At 40.6% G+C, this 20,550-nt stretch carries 25 protein-coding genes and 1 pseudogene; 19 read left to right on the plus strand and 7 right to left on the minus strand.

Annotated features, from left to right (window positions below):
• The first annotated feature begins 302 nt into the window (after positions 1-302).
• Positions 303-1,751: a peptidoglycan-binding domain-containing protein gene (locus tag V7K15_RS03440; protein ID WP_334903035.1), complete on the plus strand. Its 1,449-nt coding sequence runs from the start codon at positions 303-305 to the stop codon at positions 1,749-1,751.
• On the opposite strand, the gene V7K15_RS03445 is transcribed toward V7K15_RS03440, so the two are convergent.
• Positions 1,748-4,774, minus strand: a complete 3,027-nt coding sequence (locus V7K15_RS03445) for an SMC family ATPase (protein ID WP_334903036.1) — start codon at positions 4,772-4,774, stop codon at positions 1,748-1,750. The two genes, V7K15_RS03440 and V7K15_RS03445, sit on opposite strands and share 4 nt — an antisense overlap.
• Positions 4,775-5,262: 488 nt before the next feature.
• On the opposite strand from V7K15_RS03445, the gene V7K15_RS03450 reads away from it, so the two are divergent.
• The 4 genes from V7K15_RS03450 (at position 5,263) to V7K15_RS03465 (ending at position 7,314) form a co-directional block, all read left to right on the plus strand.
• A complete protein-coding gene (locus tag V7K15_RS03450) occupies positions 5,263-5,451 on the plus strand; it encodes a hypothetical protein (protein WP_334903038.1) in 189 nt (62 codons plus the stop codon).
• A 65-nt stretch (positions 5,452-5,516) separates the two neighbouring features.
• On the plus strand, positions 5,517-6,512 hold the full coding sequence (locus V7K15_RS03455; protein ID WP_334903212.1) for a tetratricopeptide repeat protein: 996 nt from the start codon (positions 5,517-5,519) through the stop codon (positions 6,510-6,512).
• A 72-nt stretch (positions 6,513-6,584) separates the two neighbouring features.
• Positions 6,585-6,974 carry a DUF433 domain-containing protein gene (locus V7K15_RS03460; protein WP_334903040.1) on the plus strand — a complete coding sequence of 130 codons (390 nt, stop codon included), beginning with the start codon at positions 6,585-6,587 and terminating at the stop codon, positions 6,972-6,974.
• The gene (locus V7K15_RS03465) at positions 6,952-7,314 is read left to right on the plus strand and encodes a DUF5615 family PIN-like protein (RefSeq protein ID WP_334903042.1); all 363 of its coding nucleotides are present in this window, start codon (positions 6,952-6,954) and stop codon (positions 7,312-7,314) included. Before V7K15_RS03460 ends, V7K15_RS03465 begins: the two co-directional genes overlap by 23 nt.
• Positions 7,315-7,430: 116 nt before the next feature.
• On the opposite strand, the gene V7K15_RS03470 is transcribed toward V7K15_RS03465, so the two are convergent.
• The 3 genes from V7K15_RS03470 to V7K15_RS03480 form a co-directional block, all read right to left on the minus strand.
• Complete coding sequence (locus tag V7K15_RS03470; protein WP_334903044.1) at positions 7,431-7,736, minus strand: hypothetical protein; 306 nt, start codon at positions 7,734-7,736, stop codon at positions 7,431-7,433.
• Positions 7,737-7,824: 88 nt separating this feature from the next.
• Entirely contained in the window at positions 7,825-7,992 is a 168-nt protein-coding gene (locus V7K15_RS03475; RefSeq protein WP_334903045.1) for a hypothetical protein, read from the minus strand.
• A 51-nt stretch (positions 7,993-8,043) separates the two neighbouring features.
• Positions 8,044-8,346: a hypothetical protein gene (locus V7K15_RS03480; protein WP_334903047.1), complete on the minus strand. Its 303-nt coding sequence runs from the start codon at positions 8,344-8,346 to the stop codon at positions 8,044-8,046.
• Between the two features lie 370 nt (positions 8,347-8,716).
• On the opposite strand from V7K15_RS03480, the gene V7K15_RS03485 reads away from it, so the two are divergent.
• The 7 genes from V7K15_RS03485 (at position 8,717) to V7K15_RS03515 (ending at position 12,433) form a co-directional block, all read left to right on the plus strand.
• Positions 8,717-8,932 carry a hypothetical protein gene (locus V7K15_RS03485; protein WP_334903049.1) on the plus strand — a complete coding sequence of 72 codons (216 nt, stop codon included), beginning with the start codon at positions 8,717-8,719 and terminating at the stop codon, positions 8,930-8,932.
• Positions 8,919-9,605, plus strand: a complete 687-nt coding sequence (bchM, locus tag V7K15_RS03490; protein ID WP_334826742.1) for a magnesium protoporphyrin IX methyltransferase — start codon at positions 8,919-8,921, stop codon at positions 9,603-9,605. Before V7K15_RS03485 ends, bchM begins: the two co-directional genes overlap by 14 nt.
• Positions 9,606-9,870: 265 nt before the next feature.
• On the plus strand, positions 9,871-10,350 hold the full coding sequence (locus V7K15_RS03495; protein WP_334903051.1) for a hypothetical protein: 480 nt from the start codon (positions 9,871-9,873) through the stop codon (positions 10,348-10,350).
• A 57-nt stretch (positions 10,351-10,407) separates the two neighbouring features.
• Positions 10,408-10,788, plus strand: coding sequence for a DUF423 domain-containing protein (locus V7K15_RS03500; protein ID WP_334903214.1), 381 nt, complete (start codon positions 10,408-10,410; stop codon positions 10,786-10,788).
• A 316-nt stretch (positions 10,789-11,104) separates the two neighbouring features.
• Positions 11,105-11,488, plus strand: a complete 384-nt coding sequence (locus V7K15_RS03505; RefSeq protein ID WP_334903053.1) for a hypothetical protein — start codon at positions 11,105-11,107, stop codon at positions 11,486-11,488.
• A 165-nt stretch (positions 11,489-11,653) separates the two neighbouring features.
• Positions 11,654-12,094, plus strand: a complete 441-nt coding sequence (locus tag V7K15_RS03510; RefSeq protein WP_334903055.1) for a sensor histidine kinase — start codon at positions 11,654-11,656, stop codon at positions 12,092-12,094.
• 6 nt (positions 12,095-12,100) lie between these two features.
• Complete coding sequence (locus tag V7K15_RS03515) at positions 12,101-12,433, plus strand: sensor histidine kinase (protein WP_334903057.1); 333 nt, start codon at positions 12,101-12,103, stop codon at positions 12,431-12,433.
• Between the two features lie 51 nt (positions 12,434-12,484).
• Here V7K15_RS03515 and V7K15_RS03520 read toward each other — a convergent pair whose 3' ends face one another.
• Positions 12,485-13,246, minus strand: a complete 762-nt coding sequence (locus tag V7K15_RS03520; protein WP_334903059.1) for a nucleotidyltransferase domain-containing protein — start codon at positions 13,244-13,246, stop codon at positions 12,485-12,487.
• A gap of 1 nt (position 13,247) precedes the next feature.
• Between V7K15_RS03520 and egtC the strand changes: the two genes are divergently transcribed.
• Positions 13,248-14,036, plus strand: a complete 789-nt coding sequence (gene egtC, locus V7K15_RS03525) for an ergothioneine biosynthesis protein EgtC (protein ID WP_334903060.1) — start codon at positions 13,248-13,250, stop codon at positions 14,034-14,036.
• A gap of 193 nt (positions 14,037-14,229) precedes the next feature.
• The gene (egtD, locus tag V7K15_RS03530) at positions 14,230-15,264 is read left to right on the plus strand and encodes an L-histidine N(alpha)-methyltransferase (RefSeq protein ID WP_334903062.1); all 1,035 of its coding nucleotides are present in this window, start codon (positions 14,230-14,232) and stop codon (positions 15,262-15,264) included.
• Between the two features lie 250 nt (positions 15,265-15,514).
• On the opposite strand, the gene V7K15_RS03535 is transcribed toward egtD, so the two are convergent.
• Positions 15,515-15,829 carry a hypothetical protein gene (locus V7K15_RS03535; protein WP_334903064.1) on the minus strand — a complete coding sequence of 105 codons (315 nt, stop codon included), beginning with the start codon at positions 15,827-15,829 and terminating at the stop codon, positions 15,515-15,517.
• A 679-nt stretch (positions 15,830-16,508) separates the two neighbouring features.
• Complete coding sequence (locus tag V7K15_RS03540; RefSeq protein ID WP_334903065.1) at positions 16,509-16,679, minus strand: hypothetical protein; 171 nt, start codon at positions 16,677-16,679, stop codon at positions 16,509-16,511.
• Positions 16,680-16,949: 270 nt separating this feature from the next.
• Here V7K15_RS03540 and V7K15_RS03545 point away from each other — a divergent pair, with 270 nt between their 5' ends.
• The 5 genes and pseudogenes from V7K15_RS03545 (at position 16,950) to V7K15_RS03565 (ending at position 20,178) form a co-directional block, all read left to right on the plus strand.
• On the plus strand, positions 16,950-17,555 hold the full coding sequence (locus V7K15_RS03545; RefSeq protein ID WP_334903067.1) for a sporulation/spore germination protein: 606 nt from the start codon (positions 16,950-16,952) through the stop codon (positions 17,553-17,555).
• A gap of 110 nt (positions 17,556-17,665) precedes the next feature.
• The gene (locus tag V7K15_RS03550; RefSeq protein ID WP_334903069.1) at positions 17,666-18,352 is read left to right on the plus strand and encodes an AlbA family DNA-binding domain-containing protein; all 687 of its coding nucleotides are present in this window, start codon (positions 17,666-17,668) and stop codon (positions 18,350-18,352) included.
• 67 nt (positions 18,353-18,419) lie between these two features.
• The gene (locus V7K15_RS03555; RefSeq protein WP_334903071.1) at positions 18,420-19,073 is read left to right on the plus strand and encodes a winged helix-turn-helix domain-containing protein; all 654 of its coding nucleotides are present in this window, start codon (positions 18,420-18,422) and stop codon (positions 19,071-19,073) included.
• A gap of 44 nt (positions 19,074-19,117) precedes the next feature.
• Positions 19,118-19,564, plus strand: a pseudogene (locus V7K15_RS03560) (low temperature requirement protein A); the annotation flags it as partial.
• A 395-nt stretch (positions 19,565-19,959) separates the two neighbouring features.
• Positions 19,960-20,178, plus strand: coding sequence for a hypothetical protein (locus tag V7K15_RS03565; RefSeq protein WP_190729975.1), 219 nt, complete (start codon positions 19,960-19,962; stop codon positions 20,176-20,178).
• Positions 20,179-20,550 lie beyond the last annotated feature (372 nt).

A 20,550-nucleotide genomic window follows, 5' to 3' on the forward strand; every position in this document is an offset into this window, starting at 1 on the left:
AAAAGTCCTATTTGTTGCAATTACTATATATAAAGTATTCCCATGCGATCGCCCCTCTTACTAACCCTAAAGTTCCGGTGATTTATCGTTATGACTTACGCAAACAATAGCCGAAACCCTTATTTTCTTCTTAGGGGCAATACCCTGCGGTCAGCCAAAGCTTTACATTGGTTATTATTCCCTCTACAGAAGCTTGTGTTTCATATCATCTGAGAAAATTTCTTATAAAGAATCATACAAAAAATCAACACAACACAGAGCAAACGGTATAATTTTGTATACTCATAACTTGAAAAAAGCAAGTGAAAACAGGGGTAGATAGCTATTTAACTGAGCTAGCCTCAGTCTCAGAGGCATCCAAAAGCGTCAAGGTTGTTCGTAGCTTCAGTAATTTCAAATTTTTGAATAGGAAAAACTTATCTAGTGGTGCGGCGATACGTCTTTTGTGTGTGGCACTGACTATGGGGCTTCTAAGTATAACTGGGCAGGCTTTAGGACTTCAGAAAATAGGAAGTAGTGGGGCTGAAGTTAGCAGTAGCCAAAGGTGTTTAAAAAAATTAGGCTACTTTAACGGCCCGGTGAGTGGCAAGTTTGCTAGCTTGACTCAAAATGCTGTTACCAAATTCCAGCAAGCTAATAGAATACCTGCTGATGGAGTTGTGAGTATTAGTACTCAACGAGCCTTGCAACGAGCCTGTCAAGGTAGAAGTTTTAGTAGAAATACCACTGGGACATTACGTAGGGGCAGCCCAACCCAGGCATCGCCAGTTAGTCAATATCCTGTTCTCTCTCAAGGTAAAACTGGTGCAGCCGTGACAAAGTTGCAACAGCGTCTACGGCAGCTAGGTTACTTTAAGACTAATCCCACTGGGAATTTTGGCCCAATGACTAGAGATGCTGTAATTACGTTCCAGCGAAATTATCGCATATCTGTTAACGGGATTGTGAATCGACAAACTTGGAACAAACTACTGGGTTACTCGCCGACTCCAGGCAGAACAAGTCTGTCTACTCAACAAGTGAGAGAACTACAAGTGCGTTTGCGGCAGCTAGGTTATTTTAAGACTAATCCCACTGGGAATATTGGCTCAATGACTAGGGAAGCTGTAATTGCATTCCAGCGAAATTATCGCTTACCTGTTGATGGCATCGCCAATGCCCAAGTTTTGCAGTCAGTGCGTAGTGCCTCCACAGTTGGATATACTACTCAACAACCAGGCAGAAATTATCTGACTGTAGGCGATCGCGGAGAAAATGTCAGATTAGTTCAAGAGCGTTTATCGCAGTTGGGTTTCTCTAATACCAATCCTGATGGCTTTTTCAACGATTATACCAGACAATCTGTGATTGGATTCCAGCAATCTTCTCGACTTAATTCTACTGGAAATGTAGATTGGCAAACTTGGCAAGCATTAGGGTTGAATAGCGTCACGGTAACCAATTCTACTGAGAATAATGGTTATCTATTACCTCAGACTAGTCGGGATGTATTACCTCCTACTAATGACTATGTAATACCTGTTACTAATGGCAACACATTAGTTGCTAATAATCCTTACAGAGTAATAGTGCCAATTTCGAGTCATGATACTCTGAGTAAAGTGCAACAATATATACCTAATGCTGTCACGCAGCAATCCGGTCTAGGGGATTATGTGAATGCTGGGGCATTTAGCGATCGCACCCAAGCCGAAACGCTATCAAAAAAGCTCCGCTCATTAGGTCTTGATGCACGGGTAAAATACAATTAAATTGACAAACTCAACTGCGAACCTTCCTGAGTTTTATTGACTTCAATCCTGGCTTGGAAAGCTTCTTTGAGGTGGGGCATGTGGGTTACAGTGAGGATGCAGGCAAAATCAGAAGAAATCGCATTAATCGCGGCAATCAAGCGATCGCATCCTTCAGCATCCTGTGTACCAAAACCTTCATCCACAATCAATAATTGCAACGCCGCCCCCGCCCGTTGTGCTAATAATTTCGCCAGGGCTAAACGGATGGCAAAGTTAATTCTAAAAGCTTCCCCACCTGAGTAAGTTTCATAAGATCGCGTTCCTCTAGAATCGGCAATTAAAATATCTAAGGTGTCTATCAGCTTGGCATTTTTCTTGGCTGATTTCGCACTACGTCCAGCTTTTTGAGTAATAAATTGTACATGAAACTGATTCCCACTCAGGCGCGAAAGTAGTTGATTTGTCTCGGCTTCCAGTTGCGGTAACACATTTTCAATCATCAGTGCTTGGATACCATTTTTACCAAAAGCTTGCGTTAATTCCTGATAAACACGATATTCCTGCTTGCAAGATTGTAGTTGCTGTTGCTGTTGTTCATATTGAATTTGCAGTGTTTCCAGTTGATGCGCCAGCTGTTCTAAACGCCCCAACTTAGCTATCTGCTCATCAAGTTGCCGTCTACGTATTCCTAACTGCTGCTCTAAAGCATGAATTTGGGCAGATGGGTTAGATGTAGCTTGTAATTGCTGGATAATGCTTTCAATTTGTCCGCCGAGTTTTTGCCGCTCCGTTACTCTGGCGTTTCTGGATTCCTCTAACTCTTGCAATCTCGTCTGGAGTTGCGGATACTGCTGCTGGGCTGATAGTAGTTGTTGATACCGCAAATGCCAAGATTGAGCTTTCTTTACAGCTATCCGCAGATTGTTGTGCTGCTCGGAACTGTAGCCAATTTCGGCAATGTGACGTTCAAGAGCCGCGATTTGTTTAGCACATTCAGAATCAGTCTGATCCTGCTGGATTCTGGTTTGTAATTGGACAATAGCGGCTTGAAGTTCTGGTTTTCGGGCTAATAGTTGCGCTTGTCGCTTAGTCGCATCTTTAATTTGTCCTTGTTTAATTTCTGCCCAGCGCCACCGCTCAACTTCACTCCGGGCGAGGGCGTGATCTTGTTCATTATAATTAGCTTGTTGCAAATATTGGTCTAGCTGCCGGAGTTCGGCTTGTTTATCGGGAGCGTAATCACCAGCTTGGAGCGATCGCTCTAAATGTTGTTTTTCGGCAGCAATTTGTTGTAACTGTTGTTGGACATCAGTTGTAGCTTCTAACTGTGCTGCCAACTGTCCCCGTTGTTCACGTAAACCATCATAACTCGCCAACTGTTGGGAAATTTCCCGATATTCCTGCCTAAGTACCTGAATTTCTCTGTCTGACACAGCCATTTGTTCCCGGACTACCCAAAACTGCCCTTGAGTATCTTCTAACTCCGCCTGGGTTTTTTCTACCACCCGACTCCAGTGATGTTCATCCAAGGGACGTTCACATAATGGACAAAGTGCTTCAGGATTTTGGAGCATTTGCAATTTTTGCTCTAATTCAGCCAGCAGTTTTTCATAGTCCCGTTGATGAGCTTGCAGACGTTCGATAAAGTGCCGCCTTTCTTGCCCTTTTTCTTGCACTCGTTGCAGATAAACCCGCTTTTTCTCCAGTTCCTCAATCTGGATTCCCACATCCATCACCGCTTGTTGTAGTTGCGGTTGTCGTTGGTGCTGGCGTTGCAATTGGTTCTCAGTACTTTGAAGTTGTTCGAGTCGCGCTACTAAACCAGCATGAGTGCGATCGAGTTGGCTTTGTAAAGTTGCTCGTTGTTGCAACAAGGGAGTAACTTGCATTTGCAATTGATCTAGGCGAGCAACATGGTGACGGGCTGCGCCCAGTTGTGACAAAGCCGCTTCTACTTCACCGGATTTGGTGAGAGTTTGCTGAATATCTCGCTCTTGTTGCTGCAAAGCTTCAATTTGGGCTTGGGCTTGTTGCAGTTGCCGTTCGATTTCGTGAATTTGTTTGGTAAGCTGTTGTTGCTTTTGTTGGCGAGTCTGCCCAGCGCGGGTGTATTCTTCAAATTTGACAGCAAAGGCTTCTTCTTGAGATTGTAGACTTTGATATTGGGCGTATCCAGCTTTAATCTCAGCTTCTTGGTGTAATATTTTTTCTAAATCTGATCGCTGAGAGCCAATAGCTGATTGTTCTTGTTGGAGGCGATCGCAATCTTGGGTAAGATTTTGGTATTGCTGCTTCACAAAGCTGAGTTGTTGTTCCCAATTTTGGCGCTGATGCTGGACAACTTGCAAACTTTGTAATTGAATATTATCAAAAGCTTGCACTTGTTGCAGTTGGTTGAGTTCGGCTTCTAACTCCATTCTTTGCGCTTCGGTTGTCTGGCGCTGTTGCAGCTGAATTTTGATCGACTCCAAAGAATGCTCTAGCTCTACTGCTTGTGCTTTGAACTGACGAGAAGATTCCTTTGCTCGTTCTTCCAAATCATCGTACTGATTGAGTTTCAACAACTCCGCTAAAATTTCTTTGCGTTCGGCGGGGCGCTTGAGCATGAATTCATCGGCACGACCTTGACGTAAGTAAGCAGAATTAATAAATGTATCATAATCGAGCTTGATGTGTTCTAAAATCAAATCTTGTGTTGCTCTTACCCCTTTGCCAGTGAGTGAGCGAAACCCAGATGGTATTTCTATTTGAAATTCCAGGACGCTAGTACCTGCCCGAATTCGGGTACGAATCACCCGATATTTTTGCTGGTTACTTTGGAAAGTAAAATCAACCCGAACTTCTTTGGCACCAGAATAGATGACATCATCTTCAGCAGTGGCGCGGCTTTCACCCCAAATCGCCCAAGTGATTGCTTCCAGAAGAGAAGATTTCCCCGCACCATTGGAACCACAAATACAAGCCGTATGCAAACCGCGAAAATCTAAAGTTGCATCACGGTAACTAAGAAAGTTTTTCAGAACAAGTTGTACTGGGATCATTAAGACTATAGCGCCACATCTACTTTTAATAATTAAGAGTACAGATGCACTATTTGTTAGTTTAGCTATCTACATATCAGGTTTATACTTTTGAAGACATCAACTTTACAAAATTTAACAATATCATGAGTAAATTTTTCTTGCTGCATGAATAATTTTTGCGATCTTCGGAGAAAAATGAAACTTCCCTGGAGGCGTCTTGTTATTTCTCCCTGTTGTCTGAGATAAAAACATTCATAGAAGAGTTGTTAAGTAAGTGGGTCAAATTAAATATAAAACCTCACCCTGCCTCCAGCTTCCCTCTCCTTAGTAAGGAGAGGGATTGAGGGTGAGGTTTGATATAAATATTTAATTACGCCTACCTACTTACAAGCATTGAGATTATTGGGCTAAATTTCGCGTCAAAGTAAAAGAATCAAGGTGATAGGGGAAAAAGCGTTAAGATACTCAGTAAAAATGTACATTTCTGAGATAGACATCATAAACCAATGGATATAGCTCTAATCGTTAAATTTCTCGCTCCCTGTCTGCCATATCTGTTGAATGTGGGTAATAAAGCCGTAGAAGGGGCATCACACAAAGTAGGTGAGGATGTCTGGAATAAAGCCAAGGCGATTTGGGGAAAGTTAGATCCCAAAGTAGAGGCTAACGCAGACGCGAAAAAAGCAGCCGAATAGGTAATACGTACAATTACCAGGGAAAGTACAAACAGGCCATAGAATGCGAGCATTAGTCTTTAGAAATAGCTAGAGAGATAGGTGATCGCAATTTAGAAAGCTTATCTTTTATGAATTTGGGTAGTGCTTACTTACTCCAAGGGCAATACCAACAGGCGATAGAATGCTACCAACGGTCTTTAGAAATAGCTAGAAAGATAAGCGATCGCAATACTGAAGGCAAATCTTTAGCTAATTTAGGTAATGCTTACAACTACCTGGGTCAACATCAACAGGCAATTGGTTGCTACCAGCAGTGTTTAGAAATATCTAGGGAGATAGGCGATCGCAACTCAGAAGGCTTATCCTTAATGAATTTGGGTAATACTTACAACTACCTGGGGCAATACCAATGGGCGATTGAGTTCTTCGAGCATTGTTTAGAAATAGCTAGAGAGATAGGCGATCGCAATACTGAAGGCAAATCCTTAGCTAATTTGGGTGCTGCTTACAACTCACTGGCAAAGTACCAACGGGCGATTAAGTTCTGTCAGCAGTCTTTGGAAATAGTTAGAGAGATAGGCGATCGCAACTCAGAAGCCTCATCTTTAATGGGTTTAGACAATGCTTACAACTTTCTGGCAGAGTATCAACGGGCGATTGAGTTCTTCCAGCAGTCTTTGGAAATAGTTAGAGAGATAGGCGATCGGTTAGTCGAAAGTGCTTCTTTGTGCAATTTGGGCAATGCTTACAACTCCCTGGAACAGTACCAATGGGCGATTGAGTTCTTCCAGCAGTCTTTGGAAATCAAGAGGGAGATAGGCGATATTCGAGGGGAAGCGATCGCCTGGCATAACTTAGGTTTGGCTTTAGAAAAAGTTGACCGAGAATCAGACGCACTTGGTGCTTATCGCAATGCCCGTGAACTATTTCAGACAATGGGACTTGATGATAATGTGCAACTTTGCAACAATGCAATTGAGCGTCTTTCGCAACCAAAACCGCCAGTAGTTTCTCGCCGTGGGTTTTGGGCGTGGTTGCCTCGGTTGTGGCGTTGGATTCGTGCTTGGTTTCAGCGGTAAACAAAATCCGTTAACTTATAATTAATCTAACCTGTTAATTTCCAACTCTTTGATAATCATAGTTTCAAATTTATGAACAGTAAAACTCTAGAGATAGGTCAACCTGTATCTAAAGATATTGCAGAGTATTTCAACTTTCTCGATCCTGGAGATATTAGATTGAAAAACTCAAGAATAGGAATTGAAACAATTCTTTATGAATACATTGATTGTGGACGTTCTCCAGACGAAATTGCCCAAACATATCAATCAATTTCCTTAGAGCAAGTATATGCAACCATTCTTTACTATTTGCAAAACCAAGAAATTGTCAGTGCTTACATGAAAAACTGGCTAGAACATGGTCATAAAATGAGAGAACAACAACGACTTAATCCCCCACCAGTATCAGAAAAACTCCGCCATATGCGAACTGTAAGACAAGCAAAAAAACAAATACATGACGCTGAAATATCTAATTGATGAAAATGTCAATCCTTTATATCCAAATCAAATTAAACTAAGAGAACCTGAGATTGTTATCCAGGTCGTAGGAGAACTAAAAACACCGCCGAAAGCAACACTTGATCCAGAAATTCTATGTTGGTGCGAGGAAAATAATTTTATATTAGTGACAAACAACCGTACTTCCATGCCAGTACATTTAGCTGATCATATTGCTGTTAATCGTCACATACCAGGAATTTTTATTCTCAATCCGAATTTAAGCATTGGTGACAATATAGAAGAATTAATGTTGGTTGCTTTAGCTTCAGAAGATAGTGAATATCAAGACCGCATAGTTTATTTACCATTACCATAACTGAGATATTACTAATAAAAATTTATATTACTAATAGCATTGGCAGCATCCGGGTTCATGGGATGGCTAAGGTCTACACTCCTCAAAAGGACATTAGTATCTACCAAATACGACACTTAACCCCGCTCTCCATAAATACTTTCGCGGCTCATAGCTTCATCGGACAGTGTAGGTAGATTAAGCCCTCGGTGGCTTTCCACCCAATCCCGAAATGCTGCTACCCACTCAGTAGGGGTGGCGGTTTCATAGAAAGGACGTTCCTGGGCTGGTTGTACTAGCTGCTCAAGCATGATATCCAGGTGTGGTTTAATTTCCAATGGACTACGCTTGGAAATCTTCGCCAACAAAAGCGTAATTGTTTCAATATCCTGACTGTGAAATTGTTCTAACTCACTCAAATTGGGTTTTGGTTGGCTGTTCATAGTCTGTTAGAACGTGGCGATTTTAGTTAATATCTTAATTCTCAGGTTATTGATAAATTCCTGCCTGAGTCACGCATTTTCTACTTCTTTACAATCTTACTTGTTTCTCAACCAAAAATCCCTGTAGTTTCTCGCCGTGGGTTTTGGGCATGATACACTCATCACCTGACCCAACAGCGATCGCAGAAAATTGTAGGTTGGGTTGAGGCAATGCGTTACCAACAAACCTGCCCTGTAGGTTGGGTTTCGTTCTCAACTCAACCTACGTAGCTTAAGGTTTTTTGCGCTAACCCAAGCGTATTGGATTTTAACCGGGTGATGGTGGCTTTAAGAATGCGTAGGCGTAGCCCGTCGTAGACATCGCTACGGACTTGTGTTCTGAACCAACAGACTTGTGTTCTGAACCAACGGACTTGTATTCTGAACCAACGGACTTGTGTTCTGAACCAACAGACTTGTGTTCTGAACCAACGGACTTGTATTCTGAACCAACAGACTTGTGTTCTGAACCAACAGACTTGTGTTCTGAACCAACAGACTTGTATTCTGAACCAACAGACTTGTATTCTGAACCAACAGACTTGTATTCTGAACCAATCGTTATGCACATATATGACTAGTATTTAATTTTTGAAAAAATCTAAGTATATGTAGGGTGTGTTATCGCCGAGAGTACGGCATCTAAAATCCGAATTGGTGCGTTACGCCAAAGGCTAACGCAACGCCAGTTCCTACAACGGATAGCGCAGCGTTAGCGAGTTATCGAGCGTCGGGAACCTCCCTTCGGGTTCGGGGGTGACGCTCCTAACGTCGCTAACGCTACGCTATCGCAATCGACGCCAAGCGCCTTGGCGCAGCCTCTCGTAGAGAAGACTGCGACCCCCTCACCGCAATGCACTGGCTCCCCTACGTGTATTTCAAAAATCAAATATGAGTCCTATAGTATAAAACCACGCGATCGCTCTTGTCGATTCCCATCAATGATACACTCATCACCTGACCTAACAGCGATCGCAATTGACCAATGCGGCGGGAAACTGAAAATACGGTGTCTGATGCTAAAGAAAAACTTGCTCCAAGCCCATAGCCGCAAACTATATCTAGAAAAATCTGAAAGAGCGCTCCTCTGGGTTCCTATCAATGATAATTTGAAGCATTGGGAACCCCTAAAAATCAAAGTTTATGAACGTAGCTGACGATAAAACAATTGTTCGTGAGTATTTCAATTCCACAGGGTTTGACCGTTGGAAGCGAATCTACGGCGATGGCGAAGTCAACAAAATCCAACTAGACATCCGCAATGGACACCAGCAAACCGTGGATACAGTTCTCGGCTGGCTGAAGGCTGATAACAATTTACCAGAGCTATCAATCTGTGATGCTGGGTGTGGTGTCGGTAGTCTCAGCATCCCCCTAGCGGTAGATGGCGCCAAAGTTTATGCCACCGATATTTCTGAAAAAATGGTGGAAGAAGGGAAGGATAGAGCCAAGCAAACCTTGCCAAATGCCGAAAATCCCACTTTTGCGGTGCAGGATTTGGAATCGTTGAGTGGTAGTTACCATACGGTTATTTGCTTGGATGTTCTCATCCACTACCCCCAAGAAAAAGCCGATGAGATGATTTCTCACCTCTGTTCTTTGGCACAGTCGCGGATAATTCTCAGTTTTGCGCCGAAGACCTGCGCCCTAAGTATACTCAAGAAAATTGGCAGTTTCTTTCCTGGCCCAAGTAAAGCCACTCGTGCATATTTGCATCGTGAGGCTGATGTAGTGAAAATTTTAGAAAGTAATGGCTTTTCATTGCAACGAAAAGCGATGACGAAGACTCGTTTCTATTTTTCCCGCCTACTGGAAGCTACACGTAAATGAAGTTAAAATCGCAGCAAGATGAATACTATAGCGTTTCTCAGCTGCGTGAGGTACAAGAACCCCACCCCCAACCCCCTCCCCGCTCTTCGATAGGGGGCTATGATGTAACTCATTTGATTAGGAAAAGCTATATACCTTTGCTGCGATTTGACAATCTTAAGGCTGAAGCGCTTACAAAACTATCATCAGGAGTAGATTGATATACTAGAACCTTTGCGAAAGTCAGGTTAAAATCGCTAGCAAAGTGTAAATCTAAAGTGGAACTATGAAAACTGCTGAAAAATTGGCTGCCGGTTGGCTACTGACACTCGGATTCATGTTTTTAACGCTATCAGCAACAGCGACATGGGAAAAATTTGCTGTACGTGAGGTATACATACCAGTACAAGATGCGGATACTTTTACCGCACCAAATGCTACTTATGAAAATGATAATAGTGCTGTTGGTGGTCTAATTTTTGGCGTTCCTACCCTAACACTGGGTACATGGTTAGCATTGGGATTGTACCGTCAAAGCCGACAAGATAAAAAAGCACTTAATCAACAAGTTAGGGATCGCCTGCAATCAATTTTTTATGAGATGCTACAAGAGAATCAGGGGCGCGTAACTGTTTTAAGCTTTGCAATGCAGTCACAACTACCCGCAGCCAACGCCAGACAATATTTAGATGACAAAGCTAAAGAATTCAATGCAAACTTTAAGGTGAACGAAGAAGGGGCTGTATCATATCATTTTGATGTCTAATTGTTATTTGTCATTCACTAATGACCAATGACAATCTTAAACTTACAGCTAGGTCTAATGACGCAGATTTTTTTAAGCGTAGCTGCCATTTTGGGCGGTTTGTCAGTTGCTGTTGGTGCCTTTGCCACCCATGCCTTGCGGGAACAAATTAGTAAGCGGTCGCTAGAAATTTTTGAAACTGGGGCTCGTTACCAAATGTATCATGCTCTAGCACTTTTTCTCGTAGCACTACTAATTAGTCGCACCGAATTTCCTCAACCCACTCTCGTAGCCAGTGGATGGCTGTTTATCATTGGTATTGCTATTTTCTCAGGAAGCTTGTACGCCCTTAGCTTAACCGGTATTAAATCCTTTGGAGCGATTACGCCACTAGGCGGCACAGTTTTGATTGCTGGTTGGGGTGCTTTAGCTTTTGCTGCTTGGAATTTGAAGTTGTAAAAAGTTAGGAGTTAAGAGAGACGTGATTAATCGCGTCTGTACAGGAGTTAGGAGTTAAGAGTTTGTTAACTCCTAACTGAATTTATTGGAGGCTCAATTCTCTCCTTCTGGAATCTGAGGGCTTACTTGAGAAAGATTTCTCTATAATTTTTAAAGATCCATTACTTCCTGGTGATATATTTTTTGCTAGTAACCAGTTGCCATCTAGCTTTATAACAGATATGCGATCGCGCATGATTAAGCATCAGGATAAACTAATTCAAAATTAGAAAATTCTATTTGGTTAGAATTTGAAAAAAACAGATTTCTAGACGAGATGAGTCAAGTTAATCAGCGCTTATCTGAACTACAAATATTTATAAATAGCCATCCTCATGATTCGACAATAAATAATACAGACCTGTTGAATTTATTAAATAGGCATCAAAAAAATACGCAAATATATAGTCAAAAAGTCAAAAATTTTTGGCGGCAGATTGAACAAAATAAATTCTCAGCTAACGCCACAAAACCTGACCAGGAACAACTCTTAGTTTTTTTTAAGGAAGAAACTAAGATATCGGTTGAGTTTGAGAAACTTTCAGACGAATTAATTCGGATTATAGGACATGCTGAAATTCAACAAAAGCAAGCAAATGTTAGTTTTGATGGTGCCCAAAAATTGCGAATTAAAGTTATTATTGGAAGTATGCTAGTATAGCTGCGATCGCAGCTATACTAGCAGTATATACCAGTAGATTAATTGCCCGTCCCCTACAAATAGTCACTAACGTTGCCAGAAAAATCACGCAAGAGTCAAATTTCCAACTCAGAGCTAATGTCATAAGCAGCGATAGCCCAAGGACAATTAATTCAAACCGAAAAAATGTCTTCTCTTGGACAGATGGTAGCAGGTATAGCTCATGAAATTAATAATCCTGTTAACTTTATTTACGGTAACATTCAATGGGTTACTGACTATACTCAAGATTTATTTAGCCTTGTGAGTTTATATCAAGAACAATACCCAGATTCTATCTGGAGCATTGAAGAAAAAATTGAAGAAATTGATTTAATTTTTATTAATAAAGATTTACCACTTATACTTTCTTCTATGAAAGTCGGCGCTCAACGTATCCGGGAAATTGTGTTGTCTTTGCGGAACTTTTCCCGATTAGATGAAGCTGATATGAAAGAGGTAGATATTCATCAAGGAATTGATAATACGCTGTTAATTCTAAATCACAGACTTCAGCCAGATATTGAAGTCATTAAAAAGTATGGAGATTTACCCTTAGTTGAGTGTTATCCAGCACAACTCAACTAGGTATTTATGAATATTATAAGTAATGCGATCGATGCTATACTAGAGCAAAAAGCTGATTCAGGTAAAAGGAAACAAATTATTATAGATACATTAAAGATAGATGATATTTATATTAAAGTAGGAATCAGAGATAACGGTTCTGGAATTCCACCAGAGATTAAAAATAAACTGTTTGACCCTTTTTTCACAACTAAACCAGTGGGTAAAGGTACTGGTTTAGGTTTAAGTGTTTGCTATCAGATAATTGATAAACACAAAGGTAAAATAGAACTAATATCAGAATTGGAACAAGGGACAAAGTTTGCAATCATTTTACCTATTAAAACACAAACAAACTAGTAACGCTATCTATAGGGAACGCAGAATTTAAAATTGCCTCATTCTATTTTTTCAAAATTCATAGCTCCTCGTTCTCAGGCGTACCAACAAATTATGCAAAGCCGCATTCGCGGAAGGTACTTCAGGTAATGAGCTAGATTCATACGCCTCCTGCAACTTATTACGCAGACGTTCATATTCTCTTTGATGAAAAGCTACATTAATATTTGACAAAATAGACCTTTCTGTACCTGCTAGCTTTTGCGCGATTAAATCATGAATATATGGTAAATCAAAAACTTTATTCAGCTTAATTAAATTAGCTTCAACTATCCCTGTTTGCATTAGATAAATCCCAGTTAACAGGACTCGATAAACATAAAGTAATGGCTTTACTCGATGCGTATGTTCTTTCTCAAAAAGTTTCCATTGTGTTCTAGCAAAACCAATATAATGGTAGCTATAGTGACGGGTAATGCAATTTTTGGTAATAAATTTAAATTCTTGATGTTCGGGTGAAGTTGTTAATATTAAAGGTGAATACAGTTGTTTTAATACATAACCGTTTTTTTTAAGTAGCATCAAAAAGAATTTTTTGGCATCATGAGTGACTAAATCAATTTCTAAAGATTCACGAACTTCTGAAACTTCAATAGTTTCATTCCTAGTCTCTAATCCCACCACTTCTTGAATTGGTAAAATATGCACACCACGCAAGTCATAATCAGAATCAGGTGACGGAAAACCATATAAGTGAGAACCACTGATGATGGTGAATAAAAGTGGGTAAGGCTGTTGCCCAATAATTGTGTTAATAGAAGATGGAATATTCATAATGTGTCGTTTACTTGCTTACTTGGGTTCGCCTGTTTCTTTAGAACATCTTCTGTATAAACCAGAACACTCACTGATAGTCCAGAGTTATCAACCCCGTGAAATGACCTCTGGGGTAGTAAATGCAGATGGCTTTGGTGTGGGTTGGTATCATAGTCAAAAAGATATCGAACCTTTTACCTACAAAAATATCCTACCTATTTGGAATGATATAAACCTACCCAGTCTTAGCCGTTACGTTGAATCCAAGTGTATACTTGCTTATGTCCGTAGTGCTATAGCAGGACAATCTTTAGATTTTGCTAATTGTCAGCCCTTTAACCATCAACAACAGCTATTTATTCACAATGGAGAAATCGAAAATTTCCATAAAACATTACACAGAAAAATCCGCAGCACTTTAACCCAAGATTTTTACGAAAAAATTAATGGCAATACTGACTCTGAACACATTTTTGCATTGTTACTTTCACAAAGTCAAATTAACAAACATCGACCTCTAGAGTATGCTTTACGCACCACATTATTAACGCTTTTAGAGATGGGAAAACGCTATCAAGTAGAAGCCTCACTCAACGTAATTTTTAGTGACGGACATCGCCTGATAGCCTCTCGTTTTGCTACCACTTCACCGCCTCCATCTCTTTACTGGATACGAGACGATCCGACTTTCCCAAAATCTGTAATTATTGCGTCCGAACCTTTATTTATAGGTAATTGGATTGCTTGCCCAGAAAATAGCATCATTAGTGTGGGAGCAGACTGTGAGATCCAAATTGATAAAATCTAGTGTGAAAGAGGCTAGTAATAGTACTTAAGCGCTTACTTGCTGTCATTTGAATGGGGAAATGCCTACAAATAGCACTAAAGCTTGATCAATATTGCTCAGGCATGATTTTATTAGCTATGACTATGTGTTTCACTGATTGGGGTAAAGGTCTGCCATCAAAGGTAGCCTATTACGCCAAGCAAACGGAGGTTTCATGTCGATATCTAAAGCTGTTACCAGCAAGATTACTTACCCAGATAATATCGGAGAACGCTTGCAAATAGAGCGTTTGGTTGGAGCAAGTCAAATAGTTGCACCTAGTGCTGGGAGTGATGTGGTTAAAGGATTAACTCAAACACCTAAATCTCTACCCCCCTGTTACTTTTATGATGACCGTGGTTCTGATCTATTTGAGCAAATCTGTGATTTACCAGAATATTACCTCACACGCACAGAAACAACCATTTTACAGCAGTTTGCTGGCGAAATTGCCAAGATAACTGGCGCTTGTGAATTGGTAGAACTTGGTAGTGGCAGTTCTAGTAAAACCCGCATTTTACTAGATGCCTACCAAAATCTAGGCTATCCCTTGCACTACCTACCAATTGATGTATCTGGAGGTATGTTGGAAAGTAGCGCCAAGCAGTTATTAGAAGATTATCCCTTACTGCAAGTTTATGCACTAGCGGGAACCTATGAATTAGCTCTTGCACAACTCCTACCGACACAATTACCCAGTCGGATGATTTGTTTTATTGGTAGCTCTCTAGGTAATCTGAGAGCTGATGAGTGTGATGTGTTCTTCTCTCAAATTACAGAAGCCTTACAAGTAGGTGAGTATTTCTTGTTAGGGATAGATTTACGAAAGCCGAAACAGATTTTGGAACCAGCTTATAACGACAGCCAAGGAGTGACGGCAGCATTTAACCTCAATATGTTAGAGCATTTAAATCAACGGTTTGAGGGTAATTTTGATACCACGCAGTTTGAACACTGGGCGTTTTACAATGAAAGTGAGCATCAAATAGAAATGCATTTACGCAGCGTGCGATCGCAAATTGTAGAATTACGCGCTCTTAATCTCAAGGTTAATTTTGCACTAAATGAGACTATCCTCACCGAAATTTCTCGCAAGTTTGACCTTAATACTATCAAGCAGCAACTCACCGTACAGGGTTTATTACCTCTTCATATGTGGACAGATCGAAATCAATGGTTTGGTTTACTGCTCTGTCAACTGCAAGCATAAAGCAAACCAGGGTATGTCTCATATATAGCAACGGACATATTGGTTAGGACATCATATTTTGATGTCAAGGGAACTCTTAACAGAGAAATGTCCTAACAATTGTGGCGACTGCTATATATAGTGGTTCTCAGTTGAGTCCCTTAGACATCTCCATAAATTAAATATGCGTTACCCAGAACACTTGTAGAGACGTAGCAGTGCTACGTCTCTACATTCTTTTTCGGAGATGTCCAATATATAGACCTGCTAGTTATTGCTGCATCGAAGGTGTGGGAAAAATTCTGCTGGATATAGGAATCCGTGGCTGAGGTTTAGTTGCAGTTATATTGGCATTAGCACCAGAAGAGTTATTAACTGCTTCAGAGACGATAGCTGGTTTGCTATTAGTAGAATTGGCAAAATCACTCAATTGGATAGTAGTAGGTGAATTTGAAGATATGGAACTAATATTTTCAGTATTTTGACTGTTGGTTTTTACCGGAGTTTCAGCTTGAGATGGAGTAACAATGAAAGTCGAACTTGTTCCTAATACCAGGATGAGCAAATGAGAAATATATTGTTGCATCGGGATTGGTAAAATGGGTTGATAAATATTCCAAGCTTAAAGAAGTTGTGCTTGGTCTCAGTTGGGAATAAAATCGCAATTTTCCAATACAAATTATGACGCTGTTGCGAATAAAAACTGAACATAGCAATTTACAAATGAATAGACTACTAGTGCTTAGTACATTAATTGGCTAACAACCGAACCTCCCTCAATTACCTTTCTTAGAAAGCAAGGGGAAGCTAACCGCTCTATTTTTAAGAAAGAGAGCGGTTATTTTAAGACTCATGAACCGATCTTCTAGAAAGTTGAGAAATAGATACACCTGGAAAAATTGACGTTTTTTGATCAACTAAGCCAGCACAACTATTAATACTTTAGTTATATTGAACTTGTTATTAAAAGAGGAATTTTACTGAAGTTTTTGAAAAAGCTGATTTAGAGAGAATCAACTCTTAATTCGCATATTTAAGTAACTAAAGCAAAAAGTATATGAAATTTTAATAAAATCTGAGTCTGATCAAGTAGCTACTGTAAATAAATACGTGTATACCTTCACCAATAGATACTAATCTGACTATGTTATTAACTAAACTTGATTACTAGCGTAGGTGTAACCCACACTTCTCTACGAGACGCTGCGCGAACGACTTGGCTCAGTGACCACCGCAGGCATCGCGTCAAAGGAAAATACCAAAATTCAAAGCATCCCTAATTGCGATCGCCAAAGCTGATGAGCGTCGTGGCGCAACTGGGCATTATCGTTGTCAGTGAGTCTGGCTTGTATACACCAATACGCTTGGGTTAAACAGAATCGTAGGTTGGGTTGAGGAACAAAACCCAACATTTGCAGTGATTTGTTGGATTTCACTTCCCTACGGGACGCTATTCGCGTTCCTTCAACCGAACCTACGCACTTTATGGTTTTTGACGCTAACACCAATCATATTGTTGATCCCTTGTAGCTGAAACTGGTACACATACCGCGCAGATGTTGTAATTTTGGTACATAGTATAGCCCTTAACTTTAACAGATTTCGGGTTGACACTTTATAGACTGGCTCAATATTTAGAAATTTATACGGAATTGATACCAGGGACACGGAAGTTGATAGCAGCAACATCACTTGTGAACAAAATTATGAATACAACCCAGAGATATTTTTTACCCCTGATTTTTGTGACAATGATTGTCAATCTCAGCAGTTGTAGTTCTAACCCCACCGCTCGTAATATTGACAGTGGAACGCCATCCTCTACCACAACACCGACGAATAGCGCATCGTCTCAGCCTCCCAGTCAAATTTCTAGCGTAGCTCAGTTGAGAGAAAAATCTCCTAATCAAGAATCTTCTAAGAAAAATACGCCTTCCTCATCAACTCCGAAAGCTGTCACTAGCAAAACTACCAGCGTTACACTATACACGAGTGATACCCAATGTCAAAAACTAATTCCAGAAAAGGTTTCAGTACCAGCCGAGCAACCGGTGACAAAGGTAGTGAGTAAAATTTTAGAAAAACGAGATACAAGCGACTTTAGCTTGTCTGGGTATCGTGTCAATATCAAAAATGGCATTGCTACAGTTGATTTGCGAATATCTCCTGAGTCAAAGCGGCAAATAGCTTCTCTTTCTAGTTGTGAACAGTTTGCTCTGTTTGGCAGTCTCCGCAAAACCCTAATGAGTAATACCCAATGGAATATTAAAGAGGTTCGTTTCACCGAGCGAGGTGAGGACATTGTTCTTTAAAATCTGAACAGCGACAGGGTTCAGGCATCAGCAGTTGCGAAAACTGTGTATATTCTAGTCATTAATCTTTCTGCCCAGAATCTCGAACTACAGGGAGGAAACGAATAAATATGCTTACCTTTGATGAACTCTGGGAACTCCTCACCACCGAAGATGAAGGCGTAGAAATAGAAGCAAAAAAATGCTCAGAGGTTGGTAAAAGTTGCTGGGAAACTATTAGCGCATTTTCTAATGAACCCAGTCTAGGAGGGGGTTATCTTCTACTCGGTATCAAATCATCAGAAGAAAGTGATACCAATAATTATGAAATTGAAGGAATAGCAGATACCGACAAAATACAACGAGATTTAGCCACCCAATGCCGAGAAGTCTTTAATATCACTATTCGTCCCCAAATAGAAACTGCTACTAAAGATGGAAAAATCGTTATTGTTGTTTTGATCCCAGAAGTCCAACCCTCAGAAAAACCTGTATATATTACTAAAAGAGGACTTCCCCAAGGTGCATTTAGACGCATTGCTTCAACTGATCAAAAATGCACTGACAGAGATATTGAACTTTTTTATCAAGAACGTAACGCCCAAACCTACGACACTACAATTTTCCCAGATGCCACCCTTGATGATTTAGACCCAGAAGCGATCGCCACTTACCGCAGAGAAAGACAAGCTCTAAACTCCAACGCCAGTGAACTTAATTTTGACGATCAGCAATTGCTCTATGCTCTAAATGCGATCGCCCGACACCCAACACAAAAAGGAGAATACTGTCCCACGATCGCCGGATTAATATTATGAAGATATTGAGTGGCTGAAACAATTTAAAGACTATGGATTAAGCAATGATGAAGCTAAAGCATTGGTCGTGCTGAGAAAAGCTGGAAGTATTAATAATTTGATTTACCGTGTCACCAATGATGTTGATACTCTCACCGCCAGTCAACACCTGAGACGCTTACGGGATGCTGGACTACTCGAACAACAAGGCAAAGGATCAGCCACTTGCTACACTCTCGCTTCAGGATTAGTGGACAATGACTTATCTAGGGAGTTAACCGAGCCAGAGAAATCTAATCTAGGAAGTCACTTCCTAGATAACGGCTTATCTAGGGAGTTAACCAAGCCAGAGTCATCTAATCTAGGGAGTGACTCCCTAGATAACAATCAACATCAAGAGCATAAGCAGCTAGTCATAAATCTACCGTTAGAAGAACAGAAAGACCATTCCCAGACTGATGAGCGTCAAAATTATCTCGTACAGATGCCTGAGCAGTTAAGAACTAAGATTCAAAAACTGGGTAGACGTTCAAATCATGATCAGGTAAAAACTGCCATTATAGAGCTTTGTAGCTGGAAAAGCTTATCTTCTTCTGCGATCGCCACAATTTTAGATCGCAATCAAGATTATTTACAAACTCAATATTTAACTCCACTTCTGCGATTGGGAAAACTAAAACAAGAAAAGCCCTCCAATAGTCCGCAACAAGCATATAGAGCCACCCAAGCCAACGCAGATTAGGCTTTTTTATTAACTTAAACCTAAAATTTACTATCATGCCCTGGTGGTGGGTCTATTTTGATAATCTGGGTGGCACACCTATTGCGATGGCGCGAACACATGGAAAACTTGGTGTTGTCAATCTCTGGCTTTACACCCATTTACCGCTAGTGATTGGGATTGCTGCTGCTGGAGTTGGTGTAGAACAAATTTTATTGAGTCAGCCAACTTTAGCACTACCAGATTCCGAGCGATCGCTCATCTGTGGTTCAGTAGCATTATGCTTTTTAGCTGTCAGCATTCTCCACAGATTTGGGATGATCCGTTATTGCAAAATTCGTTCCCAGTATCGACTTGGGGGTGCAGTTGTGCTGCTAGCGATCGCCATCTTAGGGAAAGGTTTGTTACCTGTTGCAGTCATTGCCCTTGTCGCTGTAGTTTCTGCTAGGCAAGTAGTTCAAGATTTGTATCAGAGCCGTCCCACTAGCCGCTTGGTTGACCCAGAAATCTAGCTCATAGCGCAGTGGCGCACAGATGTGCGCCACTGCGACGTATCCACGTAATTTAAATATAAGTCATTTTCAGAAATGTATCTATCCTATGGAGTATTTTTTAGCTGAACAAATAAATATTTATATAGTTATTTAAAGATAATGTAATCTCAGCATTCAAACCCGACGCTGTAACGCTGAGAACTCAACCCATTGCCGTCTATCAGAGGTGACAGAAGCAAAGGAGGAATGTCAAGATTAGGAGATGTACCTTTGGTTAATGAAGTCAAGTAGCTGAAATATTTATTAATATTATTAATAGGAAGTGTAAATTCAGCGTCAGGATTGATAAAAAATTCCCAATGGCAGGTATTTCGCATCAATCACCCAATTTCTCATCAACGGAACAGAAGATCATGAAAGACCAAGAACCATCAGACTCTAAGGAATTCGTTGGAAATCTCAAGAATGGGATTTGGCTGTTTGGACTGTCATCCTGGGTATTTGGCATTACCGATCGCAGTATTGCTTCATTTGCAGATGGCTATCTATCTGCTTTGGATTTGACGCAACTATTCACAGCGGCTACGTTCTTTGTGGCGTGGCTATTTTTGAAACCGACATCTAGAGTTTAAGATCGGCGACTGGTTGAGTATCGAGTCACTCTTGACGCTAATCATGTCAAGATTCGGAAAGTGATCTTCTTGAGAACACTTTTGATCGCTATAAGGGGTGCGCCACAGAATGCATAGATTCTTTTGCCTTGATCACAATCAGGGTAATTCCTAAAATCTCCGAATTACCCTGATTTCTAGTTTTCACGGGAGAGAATCAGGATCTATAGTTCCTTTGATTGATTTTGGTGTATCTAGAAAAATTTTTCTAATTTTCCGGAATTGATTATGCTCAGGTGGTAGTATCTATCAGACTACCGATTTATACTGAAACTCTATAACGAACTTTTGGGGAATATAACCCCATTTCGGATTAAAAGCCCGGTCATGAAG

Origin of the sequence: Nostoc sp., assembly GCF_036919815.1 — a bacterium.
Taxonomy (GTDB): Bacteria; Cyanobacteriota; Cyanobacteriia; order Cyanobacteriales; family Nostocaceae; genus Nostoc.

Bases quoted from the DNA above. Each gene is read 5' to 3' on its own strand.
- V7K15_RS03545 (WP_334903067.1), top strand. From the start codon at position 16,950: ATGAATACAACCCAGAGATATTTTTTACCCCTGATTTTTGTGACAATG.
- egtC (WP_334903060.1), top strand. From the start codon at position 13,248: ATGTGTCGTTTACTTGCTTACTTGGGTTCGCCTGTTTCTTTAGAACAT.
- V7K15_RS03460 (WP_334903040.1), top strand. From the start codon at position 6,585: ATGAACAGTAAAACTCTAGAGATAGGTCAACCTGTATCTAAAGATATT.
- V7K15_RS03515 (WP_334903057.1), top strand. From the start codon at position 12,101: ATGAATATTATAAGTAATGCGATCGATGCTATACTAGAGCAAAAAGCT.
- V7K15_RS03480 (WP_334903047.1), bottom strand. From the start codon at position 8,346: ATGTGCATAACGATTGGTTCAGAATACAAGTCTGTTGGTTCAGAATAC.
- V7K15_RS03445 (WP_334903036.1), bottom strand. From the start codon at position 4,774: ATGATCCCAGTACAACTTGTTCTGAAAAACTTTCTTAGTTACCGTGAT.
- V7K15_RS03465 (WP_334903042.1), top strand. From the start codon at position 6,952: ATGACGCTGAAATATCTAATTGATGAAAATGTCAATCCTTTATATCCA.
- V7K15_RS03470 (WP_334903044.1), bottom strand. From the start codon at position 7,736: ATGAACAGCCAACCAAAACCCAATTTGAGTGAGTTAGAACAATTTCAC.
- V7K15_RS03450 (WP_334903038.1), top strand. From the start codon at position 5,263: ATGGATATAGCTCTAATCGTTAAATTTCTCGCTCCCTGTCTGCCATAT.
- V7K15_RS03495 (WP_334903051.1), top strand. From the start codon at position 9,871: ATGAAAACTGCTGAAAAATTGGCTGCCGGTTGGCTACTGACACTCGGA.
- egtD (WP_334903062.1), top strand. From the start codon at position 14,230: ATGTCGATATCTAAAGCTGTTACCAGCAAGATTACTTACCCAGATAAT.
- V7K15_RS03520 (WP_334903059.1), bottom strand. From the start codon at position 13,246: ATGAATATTCCATCTTCTATTAACACAATTATTGGGCAACAGCCTTAC.
- V7K15_RS03500 (WP_334903214.1), top strand. From the start codon at position 10,408: ATGACGCAGATTTTTTTAAGCGTAGCTGCCATTTTGGGCGGTTTGTCA.
- V7K15_RS03505 (WP_334903053.1), top strand. From the start codon at position 11,105: ATGAGTCAAGTTAATCAGCGCTTATCTGAACTACAAATATTTATAAAT.
- V7K15_RS03535 (WP_334903064.1), bottom strand. From the start codon at position 15,829: ATGCAACAATATATTTCTCATTTGCTCATCCTGGTATTAGGAACAAGT.
- V7K15_RS03510 (WP_334903055.1), top strand. From the start codon at position 11,654: ATGTCTTCTCTTGGACAGATGGTAGCAGGTATAGCTCATGAAATTAAT.
- V7K15_RS03485 (WP_334903049.1), top strand. From the start codon at position 8,717: ATGATACACTCATCACCTGACCTAACAGCGATCGCAATTGACCAATGC.
- V7K15_RS03565 (WP_190729975.1), top strand. From the start codon at position 19,960: ATGAAAGACCAAGAACCATCAGACTCTAAGGAATTCGTTGGAAATCTC.
- bchM (WP_334826742.1), top strand. From the start codon at position 8,919: ATGAACGTAGCTGACGATAAAACAATTGTTCGTGAGTATTTCAATTCC.
- V7K15_RS03550 (WP_334903069.1), top strand. From the start codon at position 17,666: ATGCTTACCTTTGATGAACTCTGGGAACTCCTCACCACCGAAGATGAA.